Genomic DNA, 19163 nt, shown 5'->3' on the forward strand with positions numbered 1-19163 from the left:
CGATGTTAATTAAGTAAATTTATAAAGAGAAGAAGAAGCTAACCAATAACAAATGATCACTGATTTAAAAAAAGAAGTTAAGTTTAACAGCAGCTACATTATAGGGATTTCCTTTATTTCGGCGCTGGGCGGCTACCTGTTCGGTTTTGATTTTGCCGTAATATCTGGCGCGTTGCCGTTCCTTCGCAAAGAGTTCGCGCTTGATCCGCTTTGGGAGGGCTTCCTTACCGGGTCGCTGGCGCTGGGCTGTATTGTGGGCTGTATCATTGCCGGTAGTATTGCCGAAAAATTTGGCCGCAAGCCGGGGCTGATGCTTGCCGCGTTCATCTTTGCGGTATCGTCGTTAGCCATTTCATTTTCAACCTGGCTCGCTTACTTTATCACCATGCGTTTTGCCGCCGGTATTGGCGTAGGGATGGCATCGATGCTGTGCCCCATGTACATCGCCGAGATTTCGCCGGCCAAGGTGCGCGGGCGTAACGTGGCTATTAATCAGCTTACGGTAGTATTGGGCATCCTGATCACCAACCTGTGCAATTACTTTTTGGCCGATGCCGGTGATAACGCCTGGCGCTGGATGTTTGGTTTAGGTACGATACCGGCGCTGGTTTTTATGTTAGGTGTATTATTCCTGCCCGAAAGCCCGAGATGGCTCATGAAAGTAGGCCGCCATGAAGATGCTGAAAAAGTACTTTATAAAATTGGCTCCGAAGAATTTGTTACCTCTACTCAGGAAGCTATCCAAAAATCCCTGAAGGGAGCAACAAGCAAAGAGTCATACCGTGCTGTATTTGAAAAGGCTGTTCGCCCTGCTGTGCTGATCGGCATCACCCTGGCAGTATTTCAGCAGTTTTGCGGTATCAATGTGGTGTTTAACTATACCTCAACCATCTTCGCTTCAGTGGGCTCAAGCCTTAATCAACAACTGTTTGAAACTGTTTCTATAGGTATAGTTAACCTGGTATTTACCCTGCTGGCTATGTGGCAGGTTGACAAACTGGGCCGTAAGCCGTTGATGCTCATTGGCTCCTTAGGGCTATCGATATTTTATATTGTATTGGCTTACCTGCTGCAAAACCATTTATCGGCCAAACTGGTATCTGTATTTGTGCTACTCGCTATCAGCACTTACGCGCTTTCATTGGCGCCTATTACCTGGGTACTTATTGCCGAAATCTTCCCTAATAAAATTCGCAGCGCTGCATCAACAGTGGCTATTGTATCCTTATGGGGAGCCTATTTTATACTGGTGTTCACTTTCCCGATACTGGCTAAGGTATTGGGTACTTACGGGCCTTTTTATATGTACGCGGCGGTATGCTTTTTAGGCTTCGTGTTTGTGTTGAAAAAGGTAAAAGAAACCAAAGGCCAGACCCTTGAAGAGTTAGAAGAAAATTTGATAAGACATTAATAATTATAGCTACATGAACAATTTGTATGTAAATGTTTGGGAAGAGAAGGTAACCATCCCAACCTACGGTATAGGCAAGCCCGATAAAAACCCCATGTTTTTTGAAAAGCGTGTTTACCAGGGCAGCAGCGGCAAGGTATATCCAAACCCTGTTATCGAAAAAATTTACGACGAAAAAGAAGATAAAGAATACACAGGTTTGTACCTGGAGAATAAATATCTCAAAGTGCTGATCCTGCCCGAGCTTGGCGGCCGTATCCAGATGGCTTATGACAAGATCAAGGACCGTCATTTTATTTATTACAACCAGGTAATTAAACCGGCACTGGTAGGTTTAACCGGTCCGTGGATTTCGGGCGGCATCGAGTTTAACTGGCCGCAGCATCACCGCCCAAGTACGTTTGAACCGGTTGATTATAAAACCGAAGAAAACGCAGATGGCAGCAAAACCGTCTGGGTTAACGAGGTAGAGCGTATGTTCCATACCAAGGGCATGGCCGGTTTTACGCTGCACCCTGATAAGGCATACATCGAAATAAAAGCTAAACTTTATAACCGCTCTGCCTTGCCGCAAACCTTTTTATGGTGGGCTAACCCGGCAGTAAAGGTTAATGACGATTACCAGTCGGTTTTTCCACCGGATGTGAACGCGGTTTTTGACCACGGTAAGCGCGATGTATCAACCTTCCCTATAGCTACAGGTACATATTACAAGGTTGATTATTCGCCTGGTACGGATATCTCGAGGTATAAAAATATCCCGGTGCCAACGTCGTATATGGCTATCAATTCTAATTATGATTTTGTGGGCGGATATGAGCATGATTCGCAGGCCGGTTTGCTGCACGTAGCCAATCACCATGTATCGCCGGGCAAAAAACAGTGGACCTGGGGCCATAGCGATTTCGGTGTGGCCTGGGATAGGAACCTGACCGACGAAGACGGCCCATACATTGAACTCATGACCGGTATGTTTACTGATAACCAACCCGATTTTACCTGGTTGATGCCGCATGAAGAAAAGCATTTTACCCAATACTTTATGCCATACCGCGAACTTGGTGTAATTAAAAATGCTACAAAAGATATCTTGCTGGCGCTTGGTTACACCGATGGTAAATTATTGTTAAAAGTTTACGTAACCGGCGAGCAAAACAACCTGAACATCAAATTACAGCACGATGGTAAGGTGTTGCTAAGCGAACAAGTTTGTATTGTACCAGAGCAGGTTTATACCCGCGAGATAGTCATTAAAGATATCAATGAGAACTTATTATTGCTTACCGTACACTCGGCAGCAGGCAAAGAATTGATTAAGTATGATGCAGCAAGCAATAAACTTAATAACATACCGGAAGCGGCCAAACCAGCCCTGTTACCTGCCGATGTAGAAAATAACGAGCAGTTGTTTTTAACCGCTCAGCATTTGGAGCAGTATCGTCATGCTACTTATAGCCCGGTACCATATTATGAAGAAGCTTTACGCCGCGATCCGAAGGATATCCGGAATAACAATGCTTTAGGTTTATGGTACCTGCGCCGTGGGCAGTTTGCTAAAAGCGAGCCTTATTTCCGCAAGGCAGTTGAAACTATTACACAGCGTAACCCTAACCCGTATGATAGCGAGTGCTATTACAATTTGGGTTTGGCCTTGAAGTTCCTGGGTAAAAAGGATGAGGCTTACAAATCTTTCTATAAAGCTACCTGGAGCAACGCCTGGAAAGATAGCGGCTATTTCTCTGTAGCCCAGATTGACCTGGAAAATGGTGACTATGAGCTGGCGCTTGATCATTCGTTATCGTCACTGGATAGAAATGCTAATAACAGCAAGGCTTATGTTTTACGTTCGGCGGCTTTCCGCAAGTTGGGACGTTTTGAAGAAGCTGTTGAGGTAGCCACCACAGCTATAAAAAGGGACGCGTTTAACTTAGGTGCTTTGTTTGAACTGGTTTATGCTTACAAGGCTTTGGGTAATGAAGAAAAAGCCATGAACAGCCTTAACGAACTAACCAAACTGTCACGAGGTTATTACCAAAATTACATTGAGTATGCGCTTGACTACGCTAACGCGGGCCTGTACCAGGAAGCTGCCGATTTGCTTATTTATGCTGTAAATGGTGACGCTACAAGCCCTATGGTGTATTATTACCTTGGCTACTTTGCTTGCCAGTTAGGCAATAACGAACAGGCATCCGGCTATTTCAAACAGGCATCTGCCGCTGATTCATATTTGTGTTTCCCCGATAGATTGGAAGATATCAGTGTGCTAAAGCTTGCCGCTGTTTTAACTCCTACCGATGCCAAAGCGCCATACTACTTAGGCAACTTGTTTTATGATAAACTGCAGTATGACGATGCCATTGCCGCCTGGGAAACGTCGGCACAATTGGATGATACTTTCCCAACAGTGTTCAGGAACCTTGGCATAGCTTATTACAATAAACGAAACGACCCTGCAAAAGCCCTGGCTTGTTTTGAAAAGGCTTTTGCCCAGGATACCACCGATGCCCGGATCCTGATGGAGCTTGATCAGCTTTATAAAAAACTGAACCATGCCGCCGATTCACGCCTGCAATTTGTTGAAGCCAACCTGGAAACTGCCAAACTACGTGACGATGTTTATTTAGAGCGGGCCACCCTATACAATTTCTTGGGTGAGCATCAAACAGCATTTGAGCAGGTGATGCAAAGAACATTTCACCCATGGGAGGGAGGCGAAGGTAAGGCTTCTGGCCAGTACGTTGCAGCCCTGGTTGAAATGGCCAAGCAAAACATCCGCGATGGTAAATATAATGAGGCCGTTGAGCAGTTAACGCAGGCGCAAACTTACCCGAATAATTTAGGCGAGGGCAAGCTGTTCGGCACGCAGGAAAATGATATCTTTTATTGGCTGGGCAGGGCTTATGAAGGCCTGCAGGAAACGGAACACGCAAAGGCTTATTTTGAGCAAGCAGCCATAGGTTTGGAAGACCCGACAGCGGCTGTTTTTTATAACGATCAACAGCCGGATAAGATCTTTTATCAGGGTTTAGCTAAAAAATGTCTGGGTGACAGTACATCAGCAGAGCGGATCTTCAAAAAACTGCTTAATTATGGTATTAAGCACATGGATGATAACGTAAAAATTGATTACTTTGCCGTCTCGCTGCCAAATTTGCTCATTTTTGAAGATGATCTGCAGGTAAGGAACCGCGTGCATTGCCACTTTTTACAGGGACTGGGATACCTCGGTTTACATGATTTTGAGCAGGCACAAAAGGCCTTTACCGAGGTTCTGAAACTTGATGCCGGGCACTATGGCGCGAGGATACATCAAAACATGATAAACCAAATTACCGAAGTAGCCGGTTAAACCAAAATTCACACGTGAGAACTACTCAAAGAAAAACTTTACCGCTGGGCCTGCTTTTCGCATGCTCAATGCTGTTGGCCGGAAGGGCGGCAGCACAGGATGTAACCATTCCTGTTGAAACCCAGCACAACGCGCTGGTATTACAAACCGATGCCGAGAAACACCTGAACATGGTGTACCTGGGTGCAAAGCTTGCTAACGCGGCCGAGTACAGCAGCATCCGTAAAATGTATAAACAAGCAGATGATTCGGGTGTGCAGAATGATGTTTATACACCATCAGGATCGGCAAGTTTGGGCGAGCCTGCTATTACAGTTACCCATGCCGATGGCAATAAGTCATTGAACCTGGCTTATGTGAGCCACACGGTTAGCAAGATTGATGATAACGTTTCTTTATTGGTTGTTACCCTGAAAGATCCTGCTTATGACTTTGAGGTAAAACTATACTACAAAACATACTTTAAAGAAGATGTGACCGAACAATGGTCGGTTATTAAGCACAACGAAAAAGGCGTTGTTACGCTTAACAAATATGCATCGGCTAATTTAAACCTGAAAGGTAATACCACCGGTGGTTTCTGGCTTAAACAATATCATGGCAACTGGGCTATGGAAGTTCAGCCGGAAGAGGCCCGTTTAACCCACGGTATTAAAACTATCGACAGCAAATTGGGTACCCGTGCCAACCTGTACGAGCATTCCATGTTCGCGATATCGATGGATAAGCCTGCTACCGAAGACGAAGGCAAAGTGCTTTATGGCGCTATGGAATGGTCGGGCAATTTCAGGGTTGATTTTGAGCTTGATGTAGCCAATAACCTGAAAATCATCGCGGGCATTAACAACGCTGCTTCCGAGTATCATTTAAAACCGGGTGTTGAATTCACTACACCGGCGTTTTTATACACCTACTCAGATCATGGTAAAGGCGATGCCAGTCGTAAACTGCAAAGCTGGGCACGCCAGTACAAAATTGTTGATGGTAACGGCTCAAGACTTACGCTGTTGAACAACTGGGAGTCTACCTATTTTGATTTTAACGAGAGCAAACTTGCCGGTTTGTTAAAGGATACGAAAAAATTAGGCGTCGACCTGTTTTTATTGGACGATGGCTGGTTTGGTAACAGCCACCCGCGTAACGGCGATAATGCTGGTTTAGGCGATTGGCAGGAGAATAAACAAAAGCTGCCAAACGGAATCAGCTCATTGGTAAAAGAAGCGCAGGCTAACGGCGTTAAATTCGGCATCTGGATTGAGCCGGAGATGGTAAACCCGGCCAGCGATTTGTACAAAGCTCATCCTGATTGGGTGATTAAACAACCAAACCGCCCTGAAAAATATTTCAGGAACCAGTTGGTGCTTGACCTGGCCAACCCTAAAGTACAGGATTTTGTATTTGGCGTGGTTGATGGCCTGTTCACCAAAAATCCTGATCTGGCTTATATCAAATGGGATTGTAACGCGGTTATCTATAATGCTTACTCGGCTTATTTGAAAAAAGACCAGTCGCATATTTATGTTGACTATGTGAACGGCTTGTACAATGTATTGAAACGTGTTCGTGCTAAGTATCCTAAAGTGCCTTTGATGCTTTGCTCAGGCGGCGGCGGTCGTGTGGATTATGGAGCATTGCAATACTTTACCGAGTACTGGCCAAGTGATAATACCGATCCGTTGGAGCGCGTATTTATTCAGTGGGAGTATTCGTTCTTTTACCCGGCAATCACCAGCTCAAACCACGTAACCGATTGGGGCAAGCAGCCTATTAAATACCGTGTGGATGTGGCTATGATGGGTAAAATGGGCTTTGATATTGTTATCGGCAAGCTAAGCGAAAATGATCTGAGCTTCTGCCAGTCGGCCCTTAAAAACTACGATGGTCTGAAAGATGCGATCTGGCATGGCGATCAGTACCGTTTAGCTTCGCCATGGGATAACGATGCCGCATCTATCATGTACGTAAATACTGATAAATCAAAAGCGGTTATGTTCAATTACCTGGTAAATAACCGTTATGGTTCGGGCACCAAAGTTCCGGTACGTTTAAAAGGCCTCGATCCTAACAAAAAATACCGTGTAAAAGAGATTAACCTTTACCCGGGCACAGGTTCGGTATTAGGTAATGAGGATTTAACCTTTACCGGCGATTTCCTGATGAACGTAGGTATCAACCCGGAAACCAGTACTTACCACACCAGTGTGGTATTACAGTTGGAGGCAATCTGATTGAAATAATTTTTATTAAACGAGTAAAGGCTGCCTTATCAGGTAGCCTTTCTTGTTTGGTATAATGCTGAATAAAGGTTTTTCAAAAATCCTTTCTCAAAAGGAATAGCCACGGAAAGATAGGTAGCGGATTTTCGTTTAGGGGGCTGCGCGATTCCCTCCCTTGGGAGGGTGTAGGGAGGGGTTTCAGCGAGAAGCCCAATCGTTGCAAAGGCGTATAAACCCCTCCCTGCCTTCGCTCAATCCCAACACACCCCTCCCATGGGAGGGAGTTACCATTCATATGCTATCCCCAATTTTTACTATTACTCCCTTATCGTTGTTTTATCCTCCAAAGCCATTTTTGCGATCTCATCTTTGCGTTTAAAGCTTACGCCTTTATGTTGCTGTATGTATTTAATCAGGTCGTTGGCGGCTTTAACCATTTGTGGGGTGCCTCCAATACGATCATGGAAGCTGATAGACATTTGGCGGCGTTTAAACTCAGCTTCGGCATAAAGCTGGTCAAACTCCATTTTTACCTGGTTCAGGAACTGATCAACAGAGAAGTTTTTTCCTTCAATAAGTACAATATCATTGTTGCGCAGGGTATACGGCACCACCACAAAATCCTTTTGATTTACGGGGATGATAAATGGTTCGTCGCGGCTCAGGTCGTCAATATGGTATACAAAACCAAGCTCCTGTAATATTTTCAGCGTGTTTTCGCCGCGGCGCAGCCAGTTGGCATTGTAGCCCACGGGGGTAAAACCGGTTACTTTTTTGATGGCGTCGGCGCCATCTTTTATAAATTGTTTTTCCTGCTCGTAAGGCATGGTATATTGTGTAGCCCAATTCATACCATGCGCGGCCGCCTCATGCCCGCGATCAACAATTTCTTTAGCCAGGGTCGGGTTTTTCAGCACTGCCGAACCAACCATGTGCGATGTTACTTTTACGCCCAGTTTATCCCAATTGTCCAGCATGCGGGGAATACCTTCTTTATAACCATACTGAAACCAGGTTGCACCCGGCAGATCGATATAGCCTTTTTGCATATTTTGAGGAAATGGGCTTTCGGCGTTATCCGGCTGCCCCCCCGCTTCAAACTGCATGGATACAGAAACCACCAGTCTTGAGCCATCGACCCATTTTGAGGTGTTAACGTTATTGGCAGCCTGGTGTTCTTTAGCAGATACCAAATTACTGCCTACAAGACCAGCCAAACCCAGTAGGCCGCCTTGTTTCATAAATTCTCTTCTTGAGCTCATGATTTTATTTATTGAAGAAAAGTTTATCTAATGAATAAGTGTTATTTGCTGCAAACTGAAGTAATACAGCAAAAAAAGCAGCGTGGATCAGTTGTGAGGGCAGGATCTCCCAGTTCTCAATCATACAGCTGCCAAATATTAAGATGATCATTACCAGGCCACCGCCAATTAAAGCAGGTTTGGTAAATAAGCCTGATATCAGTAATAAACCAATAGTAAATTCGGCGATGGGAAGCAGGTAGCTGAATGGTGTTACCATAGCTTTGGGCAGCATTGATTTTTCAAAAGTGCCAACCATCCAGTTGCTGAAACCATGAAGTTTAGGTAAGCGAACCAATCCGTGACCAAACATACTGGCTCCGATGGCCAGTCTTAAAAGTAAAAAAGATGTAGTGTTCATTTTCGTTTTGTTTTGATATGTCAAAGTTCCGCATTATCAGGCCCCTGGCGTTGTACATTTCAGGGTATCATATGTAACTTTACAGGTATGGAGATCAAAAACCTTTACCGCCCGTATGAGTTGGAACTGCTTGAAACCAACCAGTACACGGCCAAGCCGCACCGCAATACATTTTTTGAAATGGTTTTTACGTTGGAAGGGAAAGGGATCCAGATCATTAACGGGCACGAATTACCTTATTCATCTAATAAGTTTTTTCTGATTTTTCCGGAAGATCAGCACGGCTTTGAAGTGCATGAGCTAACTCGGTTTTACTTTATCCGCTTTACCGATAGCTACCTGAAAACACAAAGCGAAAAGTGGGTTAAAAAAATGGAATACATTTTTCATAACCACAACCATTTGCCGGGTTGCATTTTGAAAACCGTTACCGATAAACCACTGGTGAGGGCCCTGATTGAAGCTTTACAACGGGAAACATCAAACGAGTTTCCGCAGCATAATGAGGTGGTGGAGCAATTGATGAATACCATTATTACCATTGCCGCCCGCAACATTACCCTGCAGCAACACGCCAATATTGTTAAACAACCATCAACAACTACGCTGCCGCTGCTTAATTACATCCATGAGTATATTTACCAGCCCGAGCGCTTAAAGGCCGAATGTATGGCCTTGTCGTTTAACTTTTCGCCAAACTATATCAGCGAATACTTTAAGAAAACCACGGGTGAAAGTTTGCAGCAATACATCACCAGCTATAAACTCAAACTGATAGAAACCCGCCTGCAATACACCGATAAACGAATGAGCGAAATAGCCTACGAATTTGGTTTTACCGATGAAAGCCACCTCAACCGGATCTTTAAAAAGTACAAAGGTGAAAACCCAACGGCGTTTAGGAAAAGATACGCGGAGGTGAAAGGATGATACTCTATTCTGCAAGAAACCCGACAGGAAGAGAATGTATTAAACAATGCTTTTGGTTTAAATCAATTTTATATCTTTGCCCCTATCTGCTTCCGTAGTTCAATGGATAGAATTATGGTTTCCGGTACCATCGATATGAGTTCGAATCTCGTCGGGAGCACAGACAAAAAGCCCTTGTTTTAGTTAGCAAGGGCTTTTTTTATCAAGAACAAGTTTTTTAACTCCAGATCTCTTTTATTTCGCTTCGAATAGCATAAAACTGCCTTTTCTTTTCACCGGTTTCTTTATACGACCTCATGCTGCACAAATAACATGAACATGGTTTACCTGTGGTTCTAAAAACATTGGTATTACCTGGTAAGTTTGGATTGATGCTATAATTTTTCAATCTCTTTTTAAACCACAACATCTTTAATTCTTGTCGACGCGCTTTGTTCATAGTCAAATATAAAGTTTATTGCATGGGTATTGAAAACAAGTATAAATCCACAAAATCTAAAACACGCCTCGGGAAACACATTTGCGATTACGAGGCACCTACGGAGCCTTAATCTCCCTGTTTTTTGACTATAAACACGATGATACTCCTACGGAGTTGAAAATGTCTTGTACTGAAATGGGTTTACAGATTTTGAGATAATCCTGTTATGTATTTACAGCAAAAGCAAATGTGAACTACTGCCCCAGCGGGGCTATGTGTTTATAGCTTTTAGAAAGCATGTTTTTTGGCTCCGTAGGTGCCTCGTATTAAAGTCTAAGTAGGTGATTTTGGACTAATTTAAACCCGCAGACGACCTAATTGGACGTTGCAGCATAAGCCCTTTGGTTAATTTTTTTAATCAAAAATCTCACTAAACTGATTTAGGTAATCGATTGTAAATTGATTTGCTTTTATTTAAATTTAGAGGGTAAGCCATAACCAATTAACCCAAAGCTTTTTATGAGAAAATTTACTTTGTTAACCGCCTGTGCGCTTTTTCCCGCTTTTTTGTACGCCCAGACAGTGACTGCCCCTAAAAAAAGCGCGCCCTTACCCATTATTGATGTTCACGTTCATGCCATGAAGGTATCGCCCGGCATGGCACCCTTATGCCCATGGTTTTTGAGGGGTATGCCCGGTAGCGATCCCAATTCGGCACCGCCCTCATTTTTAACTACTGGTTGCGCCATCCCGCTGCAGCCCGCGCGTTCTGATAAGGAAATGCAGGACTCGCTCATGGCTACCATGAAACGCCTCAACATGACTATGGTGGTTTATGGCGATGCCGGTATTATCCGCAACTGGAAAAAAGTGGCCGGTGACCGTATTATTCCCGGCATCGGTGTAAGCTCGCCAAACGATATGACTGTAATGGCGTTTACCGATTCGCTTTCATCCGGTTTTTATAAAGTGATGGGAGAGGTGGCGCCGCAATACCAGGGGCTTTCGCCAAGTGATATGTCACTCGATGCGTACTTTGCCGCCGCCGAAAAAAATAATATCCCTGTAGGCATCCACATGGGTACTGGCGGCAACGGCATGGCTAACCTTACATCGCCTAAATACAGGGCTTCAAAAGGGGATCCGCTATTACTGGAAGACCTTTTGGCACGCCATCCTAAACTCAAAGTATGGGTAATGCATGCCGGATACCCAATGGTTGATAATATGATAGCGCTGATGGGTGCTAACGCCTATGTTTATGTGGATATAGCAGGCTTAATCTGGAGTTATTCGCAAGTTGAGGTGAATACTTACCTGAAAAGATTGGTGCAGGCAGGTTTCGGAAAACGGATCATGTATGGCACCGATATGCTGATATGGCCGAAATTGGTTGAGACATCACTGAGTGTAATAGAAAACGCCGATTATTTGTCGTATGATCAAAAACGGGACATTCTCTTCAATAATGCTGTAAGATTTTTCAGGCTCGATCCTGATAAGTATAAATAAAACAGAAACGCCTCAGATCATCCGACCTGAGGCGTTTTCATTATTGCTTTTATAAGATTACAGATCAAACCTGTCAAGGTTCATGACCTTGGTCCAAACGGCTACGAAGTCTTTAATAAATTTATCTTTTCCGTCAGCGCTGCCGTAAACTTCGGCAATGGCCCTTAATTCGGCGTTGGAGCCAAATACCAGGTCGGCACGGGTTGCAGTCCATTTGGCTGCACCTGTTTCACGGTCACTGCCTTCGTAAAGTTCCTTACTTTCAGATGTAGCTTTCCATGCTGTACCCATATCAAGCAGGTTCACAAAGAAATCGTTACTAAGTACACCTTCGTGAGCGGTAAACACGCCATGTTTCGATCCGTCATGGTTAATGTTCAATACCCGCAGGCCACCCAATAACGCGGTTAACTCAGGAGCAGTAAGTGTAAGCAAATGTGCTTTGTCAATCAGTAATTCCTCGGTAGAAACCGGGTACTTTGTTTTGCGGTAGTTACGGAAACCATCGGCCGCAGGTTCCAGGTAACCAAATGATTCCACATCGGTTTCTTCCTGCGATGCGTCGGTACGGCCCGGAGTGAATGGAACGGTAACATTGTGACCTCCATCCTTGGCTGCTTTTTCGACAGCCGCTGTTCCGGCCAGTACGATCAAATCTGCCAGTGAAACTTTTTTGCCAGCAGTCTGGGCTCCGTTAAAGTCTTTTTGGATGCCTTCCAATACATTCAGCACTTTTTGCAGCTGTACAGGGTTGTTTGCCTGCCAGTATCTTTGCGGAGCAAGGCGGATACGTGCACCATTAGCACCACCGCGTTTATCAGTACCGCGGAAAGTGGAAGCCGAAGCCCATGCTGTTGAAACCAGTTCAGATACGCTTAAGCCCGATGCCAGGATCTTTCCTTTTAAGGTGGCCACATCACTTTCAACTATCGGCGCGTAATCGGCAGCCGGGATTGGATCCTGCCAAAGCAGTACTTCTTCCGGTACGTCGGCACCCAGGTAACGTACCCTTGGGCCCATATCACGGTGGGTTAGTTTAAACCATGCACGTGCAAAGGCATCGGCAAAAGCATCCGGATTTTCCAGGAAGTTTCTTGATACTTTTTCGTAAGCGGGATCAAACCTTAAGGCAAGGTCGGTAGTGAGCATGGTTGGCAGGTGTTTTTTCGAAGCATCATAAGCATCAGGGATAATAGCTTCCGCGTTTTTTGCCACCCATTGGTGCGCGCCGGCCGGACTTTTGGTTAATTCCCATTCGTAGCCAAAAAGGTTTTCAAAAAAGTTATTGCTCCATTTGGTTGGGGTTGTAGTCCAGATAACTTCCAGACCGCTTGTAATGGTATCGGCACCTTTACCGGATCCGTAGCCGTTTTTCCAACCGAAGCCCTGCAGTTCAAGATCAGACGCTTCAGGCTCCTTACCTACATTATCTGCAGATGCCGCGCCATGGGTTTTACCAAAGGTATGGCCTCCAGCTATTAGCGCAACGGTTTCCTCATCGTTCATAGCCATACGGCCGAAGGTATCGCGGATATCTTTAGCCGCCATAACCGGGTCTGGGTTGCCGTCCGGACCTTCAGGGTTTACATATATCAGGCCCATTTGTACAGCGGCAAGTGGTTTCTCGAGGTTCCGTGAGTGAATATCGCCATCGGCGTCATCATCAGATACCAGTACGCCATGACCTTCCTGTACGCCATGCGAGCCATGAGCGTAGCGAATATCGCCGCCCAGCCAGGTAGTTTCGGCACCCCAGTAAACAGATTCGTCGGCTTCCCAGGCATCTTCGCGGCCACCGGCAAATCCAAAGGTTTTAAAGCCCATTGATTCAAGCGCGATATTACCGGTAAGGATCATCAAATCGGCCCATGAAATTTTACGGCCATATTTTTGTTTGATAGGCCAAAGTAACCTGCGGGCTTTATCAAGGCTCACATTGTCGGGCCAGCTGTTAAGCGGCGCAAAGCGTTGTAAACCCGCACCTGCACCACCACGCCCATCGCCCACACGGTAAGTTCCGGCGCTGTGCCAGGCCATGCGGATGAACAGGCCTCCGTAGTGACCAAAATCGGCAGGCCACCAATCCTGCGAATCGGTCATGAGCGCGTGAAGGTCTTTTTTTACAGCCTCAAGGTCGAGGCTTTTAAAGGCTTCAGCATAGTTAAAATCTTCTTCCATCGGGTTTGACAGCGAAGAGTGCTGGCGCAGGATGTTAAGCTTTAACTGGTTAGGCCACCAGTTATGGTTGCGTGTACCGCCACCGCCAGCATTGTTTTTCATAGTGCCGTTGTGAAACGGGCATTTACTGATGTCATTTGATCCGTTTTCCATAATGTGTTTATATATTGAATCTGCTGCTTAACCCCTTGGTCAGGTATTAAGTTTTATAAAATTATGATGTTAACTTCAACAATCACAATCAATTAATTCTATAAGCTGATAGCTAAAAACTATAACAGGATTAAATGACGCGAAATCATTAAAATGGAAGGAGAAATGCAATCTATCTAAGGCAAAAGATGGCAAGTAACTTTTATTTTACCTTAATTAATAGGTAAAAAACACTTTTCTAATCAATTTTTAATCTTTTTGTTAACGAATTGTTTAGTTTTGCAATAACCTTAATCTTATTCAGTGTTGAAAAAAATATCCCATCCTGCAACGATAACCCGATCAAAGTCGTCTTATTGAAAATATAGAGATGTTAACAGCTATGTCTGTTAATTGGTTTAGTGATGTTTTTGCTGAAAGATTTAATTAAGAATATACCGGACAAACATGTGTTGCCCGTAACGATATTCCCGATAGTTCTTTAATGGGTATTTTCATTGTAAAATACAGTTTTAGTTAAAAAGCAATGTGTTAGCCAGGGATAGCACATTGTTTGTTTTCTTCTTCGGATGGTTGTATTTCCGATTTTATTCCTTCCAAACAAGTTATCAATACCAATCTTTTTTAGTGTGTAGTACTTCAACGGTATGGCTTGACGCCCGTTTATAATTGCTAATTTGGCGCCATGAAACTATCTGTATTCAGGGTTATTCTGCTTTTTATATTTATGCCTTTTGCCGGTAACGCGAGCGCTTATTGGATGGAGATTAAAGGTTCAGGTAAATTGAACGAAACCGCATATATCCAGGTTTGCTACGGCAATATTGATGAGTTTAGTATCCGGCACCGTGACACAGGAATTGAGCTTGACCGCGCCGGCGATTTTGAGATATCGCTTCAGGATGAAAACGGCAACAAAACAGCACTACCTATGCTTAAAAAAGCCGATTGCTGGGAGGCGGCGTTTACGCCCTCACATAACGGCGTTTACCGTATCCTGGGCATAAACGATACCCATGAGGTTGTTGACCGCTCCAAAACCGGGGGTAAAAATATCAGGCCTATTGATTATTTGTGCTCCGCCTATGTAGTGGGTAACGGAAATATGAATTCAACCCCGGCCCAGCAATTGGATATCATTGTTGGAACCGGCAAAAAGGGATTGATATCGGTTAAAGCGTTTAAAGATGGCCGTATTGCCGAACCAAAAACATCGCTAAGGGTTTTTAATCCGGAAAACTGGGAAAAGGAGCTAATTACCAATGAAGAAGGGGAAGCCTTTTTTAAACCGACCATGCCTGGTTTATATATTATCAGGGAAGATTGGGAAGATCCATCTCCCGGAAACTACAAAGGCGTAGCTTATAAAGCGGTACGCCATCGCTGTAATTACTGCCTGCAGGTTGAGGCATCAGCAATTACAGTTAAACAATAAGCGATTATATAAAAAGAAAACCATTGAGGCCGGAATTTCTTCCGGCCTCAATGGTTTTACAAGATTGCCTCTCTGGTTTACTTTAAGCCGTAAGTGAGGTAACCGCCGTCAACTACGATCTCAGTTCCGGTAATAAAACTTGCTGCATCCGATGCGAGGAACAATACGGTGCTGGCAACCTCTTCAGCATCACCTATACGTTGCAGGGCTGTGGCGGCTGCCAAATGTGGTTTAGCTTCGGCAGGTATAGCATATTCTAATCCGGGTGTTTGGATTGGCCCGGGGCTAAGAATGTTTACACGGATTTTTCTGGCTGCTAATTCATTTGCCGCGATCTGGGCAATTTTATTGACAGCGCCTTTGGTGGCAGAATATACACTGGTGCCTACGTTTGAAGCTGTCGCAACGGTAGAGGATGTGAATATTACCGCCGAGCCATCTGCCAAATACGGAATCAACTTTTGAAGCGTAAAGAAATAACCTTTAACATTGGTATTAAATTGCGCGTCAAAATCAGCCTCGGTGGCTTGTTCAATCGGTGTGAATATGGCTATACCGGCGTTAAGGAAAAGCACGTCCAGTTTGTTACCGCTTTCTGCTACAGCTTTCTCTAAAATTGCTATCCCTTCCAGGTTTGATGTGTCGGAAACTATGGTTTTTAGTTTTGGGCTGTTGATGGCTTCGGCAGCTTTTTGCAGGTTGGCGGCACTTCTGCTGGTGATCCATACGTTTGCGCCGGCCTTAATAAATGCCTGTGCGCTTGCCAGGCCAATTCCGGTACTGCCACCGGTTATAACTACGTTTTTGTCTTTGAAGTTCATTTTTAATTTGTTTATGATGCAAACTTAGGGTAGATTGATTTATTTTCGTTACTTTGTAACTAAAAGTAACAGTAACTTTTGAGTAACCAGGTAACTTATGACAGACATCAACGCATGTATTGCAGGGCACAAAAAGGAGATTATGGCCATCCATGACGCGATGGACGTATTGAGCGGGAAATGGAAAATCTCCATTATATCATCAATTTGCTATTATAACCAGAGGAGGTTTTCTGATATTTTGAATGATGTGGATGGCATATCAAACAAAATGCTCAGCAAAGAACTGAAGGAGCTGGAACAGAATAAGCTGATCAAGCGTACTGTTTTGGATTCTCAGCCTGTCACCGTTCAGTATAATTTAACCGAATATGGTTGGACGTTACAAGGTATTATTCATGACCTTGCCGATTGGGGAAAGAAGCATCGAGAAGTAATTATTGCCGACAGATAAAAAACAAAGGCCTGAAGTTTAATCTTCCGGCCTTTGTTTTGCTTAAGGTGTTCTGTTATTAAAATTTAAGGCTCATACTGCCTATAAACCGGGCAGGTGCCTGTGGCGTTAACCTCACCGACCATGCTTTTTCACTGGTCAGGTTATCAACCTTAAAGCTGATGCGGTATTTTGGCTGATCATAAAACAGCGTTGCATCAAGCAGGGTATAAGAAGGGATAATGATTTTGGTAAGGGTGGTATTGGTTTGGTACGAAGCATTACCGTAGTTACCTCCAAAACCTGCACCTAAGCCCCTCAGGTTGCCTGTAGGGATGCGATAGCTAACCCAAAAGTTCACGGTATGCGGCGAACCCGATAAGCCCGGGCGCAGGCCCTGAGTTGTTGAGTCGCCTTTGGTTACCTTGCTGTCATTATACGCATAACCTGCCACGATGTTAAGGCCGGCGAATGGGTTGGCTGTAAGGTCAACCTCAACGCCACGGCTGCGTTGGTTACCATCCTGTACCGAATAGTTTACTGGGTCTGCCGGATCAGGCCTGATGATATCTTTCACTTCAATATCGTAGTAACTGATGGTACCGGTTAATCTGTGGTCAAGCACATCGCCTTTTACACCAAACTCAAGCTGGTTAGCGTGTTCAGGTTTAAAGGCACTGCCATCTTTAAACACGCCGCTTTTGTTAAAAAAGCCGTTCATGTAGTTACCAAATAAGGATAGCTTATCTTTAAACAGTTCATAAACTACTCCTAATTTAGGCGAGAAAGCAGTTTGTCCGTAAGGACCAGTTTGAACGCCATTGGCGCCAAGACCACCGGCTGTTACGCCTGTAGCGATATTGTAAACACCACCATACTGATAACGATCGGCACGTAAGCTGGCCATCACCAATAATTGATCGGTAACGTTAAATACGTCCGATATGTAGGCGGCGTAAGTATTGTCGCCATTGTTTTCTTTTCTTAATGTTCCTTTGCTGGTCAGCGAGTCGATTTTGAAACGGCTAACACGGTAGCTTGACGGAACGTTGATAAAATCAATTGCCGGCAGGTTAACCGTTACCCTGTCAAAGCTGTTGGAGTTGTTGTAATAATCCAATCCGGCCACTACGCGGTTGCGGTGGTTGCCGATCTTGAAATCACCAATAAAATTTTGTTGCAGGTCCGTAGCTATGAACGATGTATTACCTGCAATAACCTGCGGACTCATGGTAGTTGCCGATTTACCGTTAAGCGCGGTAATGTAACCGTTTATGGTTGAACGTGCACGTGAAATAATGGTTTGTGAGGTCCATTTTTCGGAAATCTTATAGTTAAGCTGAGCAAAAATGTTGATCATCTGGGTTGAATAAGCCAGATCATTGCTCAGGAAGGTTTTATTGTATGGGAAATCAATATCTGCAATTGATTTTGGTGCTACAGGGGTTTTGTTGCCAACATAAGGGTTAAAACGTACTACTGATGTTGCTTTAGCCTGACCAAATTCAATATCGAGCAATAAGGAAAGCCTGTCGGTTATTTGGTATGAAAAGCTTGGTGCAAGGCTTATAGTATTGGTAAAACCAAGATCCTGGAAACTTTTTTGAAAGGAAGTAGCACCGTTTAAACGGAATAACGCTGTTTTATCGGCATTAACCGGGGTATTTACATCCCATGCAATACGGTTAAAATTCCAGCTGCCGCCGTAGTAGGCTACTTCGCCGCCAAAGCCGTTGTAGGGTTTTTTAGTAACACGGTTGTATAAGCCGCCGTAGCTGCTGGAGATACTGGTACCAAATAATGTAGCAGATGGCCCCTTGATGGCCTCAATACGTTCCAGGTTTACCGGATCGATAAAAGAAAATGCCGCGCCTGCAACACCGTTACGAGCGTTAGGCTCGGTTTCAAATCCGCGCGAACGGAAAGTAACCCTGCCCTGATTGGCTATCATCGGGATACCTGCACCCGGTACGTTTTTAGAGATACTACCCAGATCAACCGCAACCTGCTCCTGGATCAGCTCTTTAGAAACTGAGTTGTAAACCTGCGGGTTTTCCAGATTTTTTAAAGGAAGACGGGCGATATAAACACTCTCTTTTTTTGAAAACTTGTTGGTGTTGGTAGTTATGGTTACCTCCTGCAGGGCCTGAACGTTCTCTTTCGGAAGTTGATAATTAACCGTAACGGTTTGCCCTGCGGTAACTTTTACCGGGATATCTTTTTCGGCTGCGCCCAGCACCTGTACCTTGATGGTATAATTACCTTCGGCAATGTTGTTAAAGGAGTAATTACCATTTTCGTCGGTAAGGGTGGTTTTGGCGAGTTCGGTGATGGAAACTGAGCCCGATGCCAGTGGCCGGCCATCTACCAGGGTTACTTTACCTGTGATATTGCCCGTTGTTTGGGCCTTTAAAGCAAGTGGTGTTATAAATAGAAATGCGAGGATGATGGAGAATAAGGGTTTCATCAATAGTCAATATGAGTTAGTGTAACTTAAACGCCGGCAAATATAGTCGCTTATTTATATTAAGTCTAAATAAAATGAAATTTGATAGGATGTGTTGCTTTTGTCGGCCTTATAGAAATAATTGTTTGTAAAATGTTGCTAAAACGTTTTTTAATTTGTCAGTTACAGCACT

General features: G+C 44.3%; 12 protein-coding genes and 1 tRNA gene. 8 read left to right on the top strand and 5 right to left on the bottom strand.

Annotated features, from left to right (window positions below; translation table 11 throughout):
- Window positions 1–52 precede the first annotated feature (52 nt).
- From DEO27_RS00635 to DEO27_RS00645, 3 genes are read left to right on the top strand one after another with little or no spacing between them, the layout of a single operon-like run.
- Window positions 53–1411, top strand: coding sequence for a sugar porter family MFS transporter (locus tag DEO27_RS00635; protein WP_112572552.1), 1359 nt, complete (start codon window positions 53–55; stop codon window positions 1409–1411).
- Between the two features lie 13 nt (window positions 1412–1424).
- The gene (locus tag DEO27_RS00640) at window positions 1425–4763 is read left to right on the top strand and encodes a DUF5107 domain-containing protein (protein WP_112572550.1); all 3339 of its coding nucleotides are present in this window, start codon (window positions 1425–1427) and stop codon (window positions 4761–4763) included.
- A gap of 14 nt (window positions 4764–4777) precedes the next feature.
- Entirely contained in the window at window positions 4778–6991 is a 2214-nt protein-coding gene (locus tag DEO27_RS00645; protein ID WP_223818118.1) for an alpha-galactosidase, read from the top strand.
- Window positions 6992–7296: 305 nt separating this feature from the next.
- On the opposite strand, the gene DEO27_RS00650 is transcribed toward DEO27_RS00645, so the two are convergent.
- Window positions 7297–8241 (bottom strand): polysaccharide deacetylase family protein, encoded by a 945-nt coding sequence (locus DEO27_RS00650; protein ID WP_112572547.1) that lies wholly within the window; start codon window positions 8239–8241, stop codon window positions 7297–7299.
- Window positions 8242–8245: 4 nt separating this feature from the next.
- Entirely contained in the window at window positions 8246–8641 is a 396-nt protein-coding gene (locus tag DEO27_RS00655) for a DoxX family protein (protein WP_112572545.1), read from the bottom strand.
- Between the two features lie 87 nt (window positions 8642–8728).
- On the opposite strand from DEO27_RS00655, the gene DEO27_RS00660 reads away from it, so the two are divergent.
- The 3 genes from DEO27_RS00660 to DEO27_RS00670 all read left to right on the top strand — a co-directional run bounded on the left by DEO27_RS00660 (window position 8729) and on the right by DEO27_RS00670 (window position 11504).
- A complete protein-coding gene (locus DEO27_RS00660) occupies window positions 8729–9571 on the top strand; it encodes a helix-turn-helix domain-containing protein (protein ID WP_112572544.1) in 843 nt (280 codons plus the stop codon).
- 88 nt (window positions 9572–9659) lie between these two features.
- Window positions 9660–9731, top strand: a tRNA-Arg gene (locus tag DEO27_RS00665).
- Window positions 9732–10511: 780 nt separating this feature from the next.
- Entirely contained in the window at window positions 10512–11504 is a 993-nt protein-coding gene (locus tag DEO27_RS00670; RefSeq protein WP_223818119.1) for an amidohydrolase family protein, read from the top strand.
- 57 nt (window positions 11505–11561) lie between these two features.
- Here DEO27_RS00670 and katG read toward each other — a convergent pair whose 3' ends face one another.
- Entirely contained in the window at window positions 11562–13835 is a 2274-nt protein-coding gene (gene katG / locus DEO27_RS00675) for a catalase/peroxidase HPI (protein WP_112572542.1), read from the bottom strand.
- A gap of 685 nt (window positions 13836–14520) precedes the next feature.
- On the opposite strand from katG, the gene DEO27_RS00680 reads away from it, so the two are divergent.
- Complete coding sequence (locus DEO27_RS00680) at window positions 14521–15270, top strand: hypothetical protein (RefSeq protein ID WP_112572540.1); 750 nt, start codon at window positions 14521–14523, stop codon at window positions 15268–15270.
- Window positions 15271–15347: 77 nt separating this feature from the next.
- Here the strand turns inward: DEO27_RS00680 and DEO27_RS00685 are convergent, their stop codons facing one another.
- A complete protein-coding gene (locus DEO27_RS00685) occupies window positions 15348–16091 on the bottom strand; it encodes an SDR family NAD(P)-dependent oxidoreductase (protein WP_112572538.1) in 744 nt (247 codons plus the stop codon).
- Window positions 16092–16188: 97 nt separating this feature from the next.
- Here DEO27_RS00685 and DEO27_RS00690 point away from each other — a divergent pair, with 97 nt between their 5' ends.
- Window positions 16189–16545: a winged helix-turn-helix transcriptional regulator gene (locus DEO27_RS00690; protein ID WP_112572536.1), complete on the top strand. Its 357-nt coding sequence runs from the start codon at window positions 16189–16191 to the stop codon at window positions 16543–16545.
- A gap of 58 nt (window positions 16546–16603) precedes the next feature.
- Here the strand turns inward: DEO27_RS00690 and DEO27_RS00695 are convergent, their stop codons facing one another.
- On the bottom strand, window positions 16604–18991 hold the full coding sequence (locus DEO27_RS00695) for a TonB-dependent receptor (protein WP_112572534.1): 2388 nt from the start codon (window positions 18989–18991) through the stop codon (window positions 16604–16606).
- Window positions 18992–19163 lie beyond the last annotated feature (172 nt).

Source organism: Mucilaginibacter rubeus (genome assembly GCF_003286415.2).
Taxonomy (GTDB): domain Bacteria; phylum Bacteroidota; class Bacteroidia; order Sphingobacteriales; family Sphingobacteriaceae; genus Mucilaginibacter; species Mucilaginibacter rubeus_A.

Coding starts and splice junctions, on each gene's coding strand:
- DEO27_RS00695 (WP_112572534.1), bottom strand. CDS start 18,991: ATGAAACCCTTATTCTCCATCATCCTCGCATTTCTATTTATAACACCA.
- DEO27_RS00680 (WP_112572540.1), top strand. CDS start 14,521: ATGAAACTATCTGTATTCAGGGTTATTCTGCTTTTTATATTTATGCCT.
- DEO27_RS00660 (WP_112572544.1), top strand. CDS start 8,729: ATGGAGATCAAAAACCTTTACCGCCCGTATGAGTTGGAACTGCTTGAA.
- katG (WP_112572542.1), bottom strand. CDS start 13,835: ATGGAAAACGGATCAAATGACATCAGTAAATGCCCGTTTCACAACGGC.
- DEO27_RS00670 (WP_223818119.1), top strand. CDS start 10,512: ATGAGAAAATTTACTTTGTTAACCGCCTGTGCGCTTTTTCCCGCTTTT.
- DEO27_RS00640 (WP_112572550.1), top strand. CDS start 1,425: ATGAACAATTTGTATGTAAATGTTTGGGAAGAGAAGGTAACCATCCCA.
- DEO27_RS00655 (WP_112572545.1), bottom strand. CDS start 8,641: ATGAACACTACATCTTTTTTACTTTTAAGACTGGCCATCGGAGCCAGT.
- DEO27_RS00635 (WP_112572552.1), top strand. CDS start 53: ATGATCACTGATTTAAAAAAAGAAGTTAAGTTTAACAGCAGCTACATT.
- DEO27_RS00650 (WP_112572547.1), bottom strand. CDS start 8,241: ATGAGCTCAAGAAGAGAATTTATGAAACAAGGCGGCCTACTGGGTTTG.
- DEO27_RS00690 (WP_112572536.1), top strand. CDS start 16,189: ATGACAGACATCAACGCATGTATTGCAGGGCACAAAAAGGAGATTATG.
- DEO27_RS00685 (WP_112572538.1), bottom strand. CDS start 16,091: ATGAACTTCAAAGACAAAAACGTAGTTATAACCGGTGGCAGTACCGGA.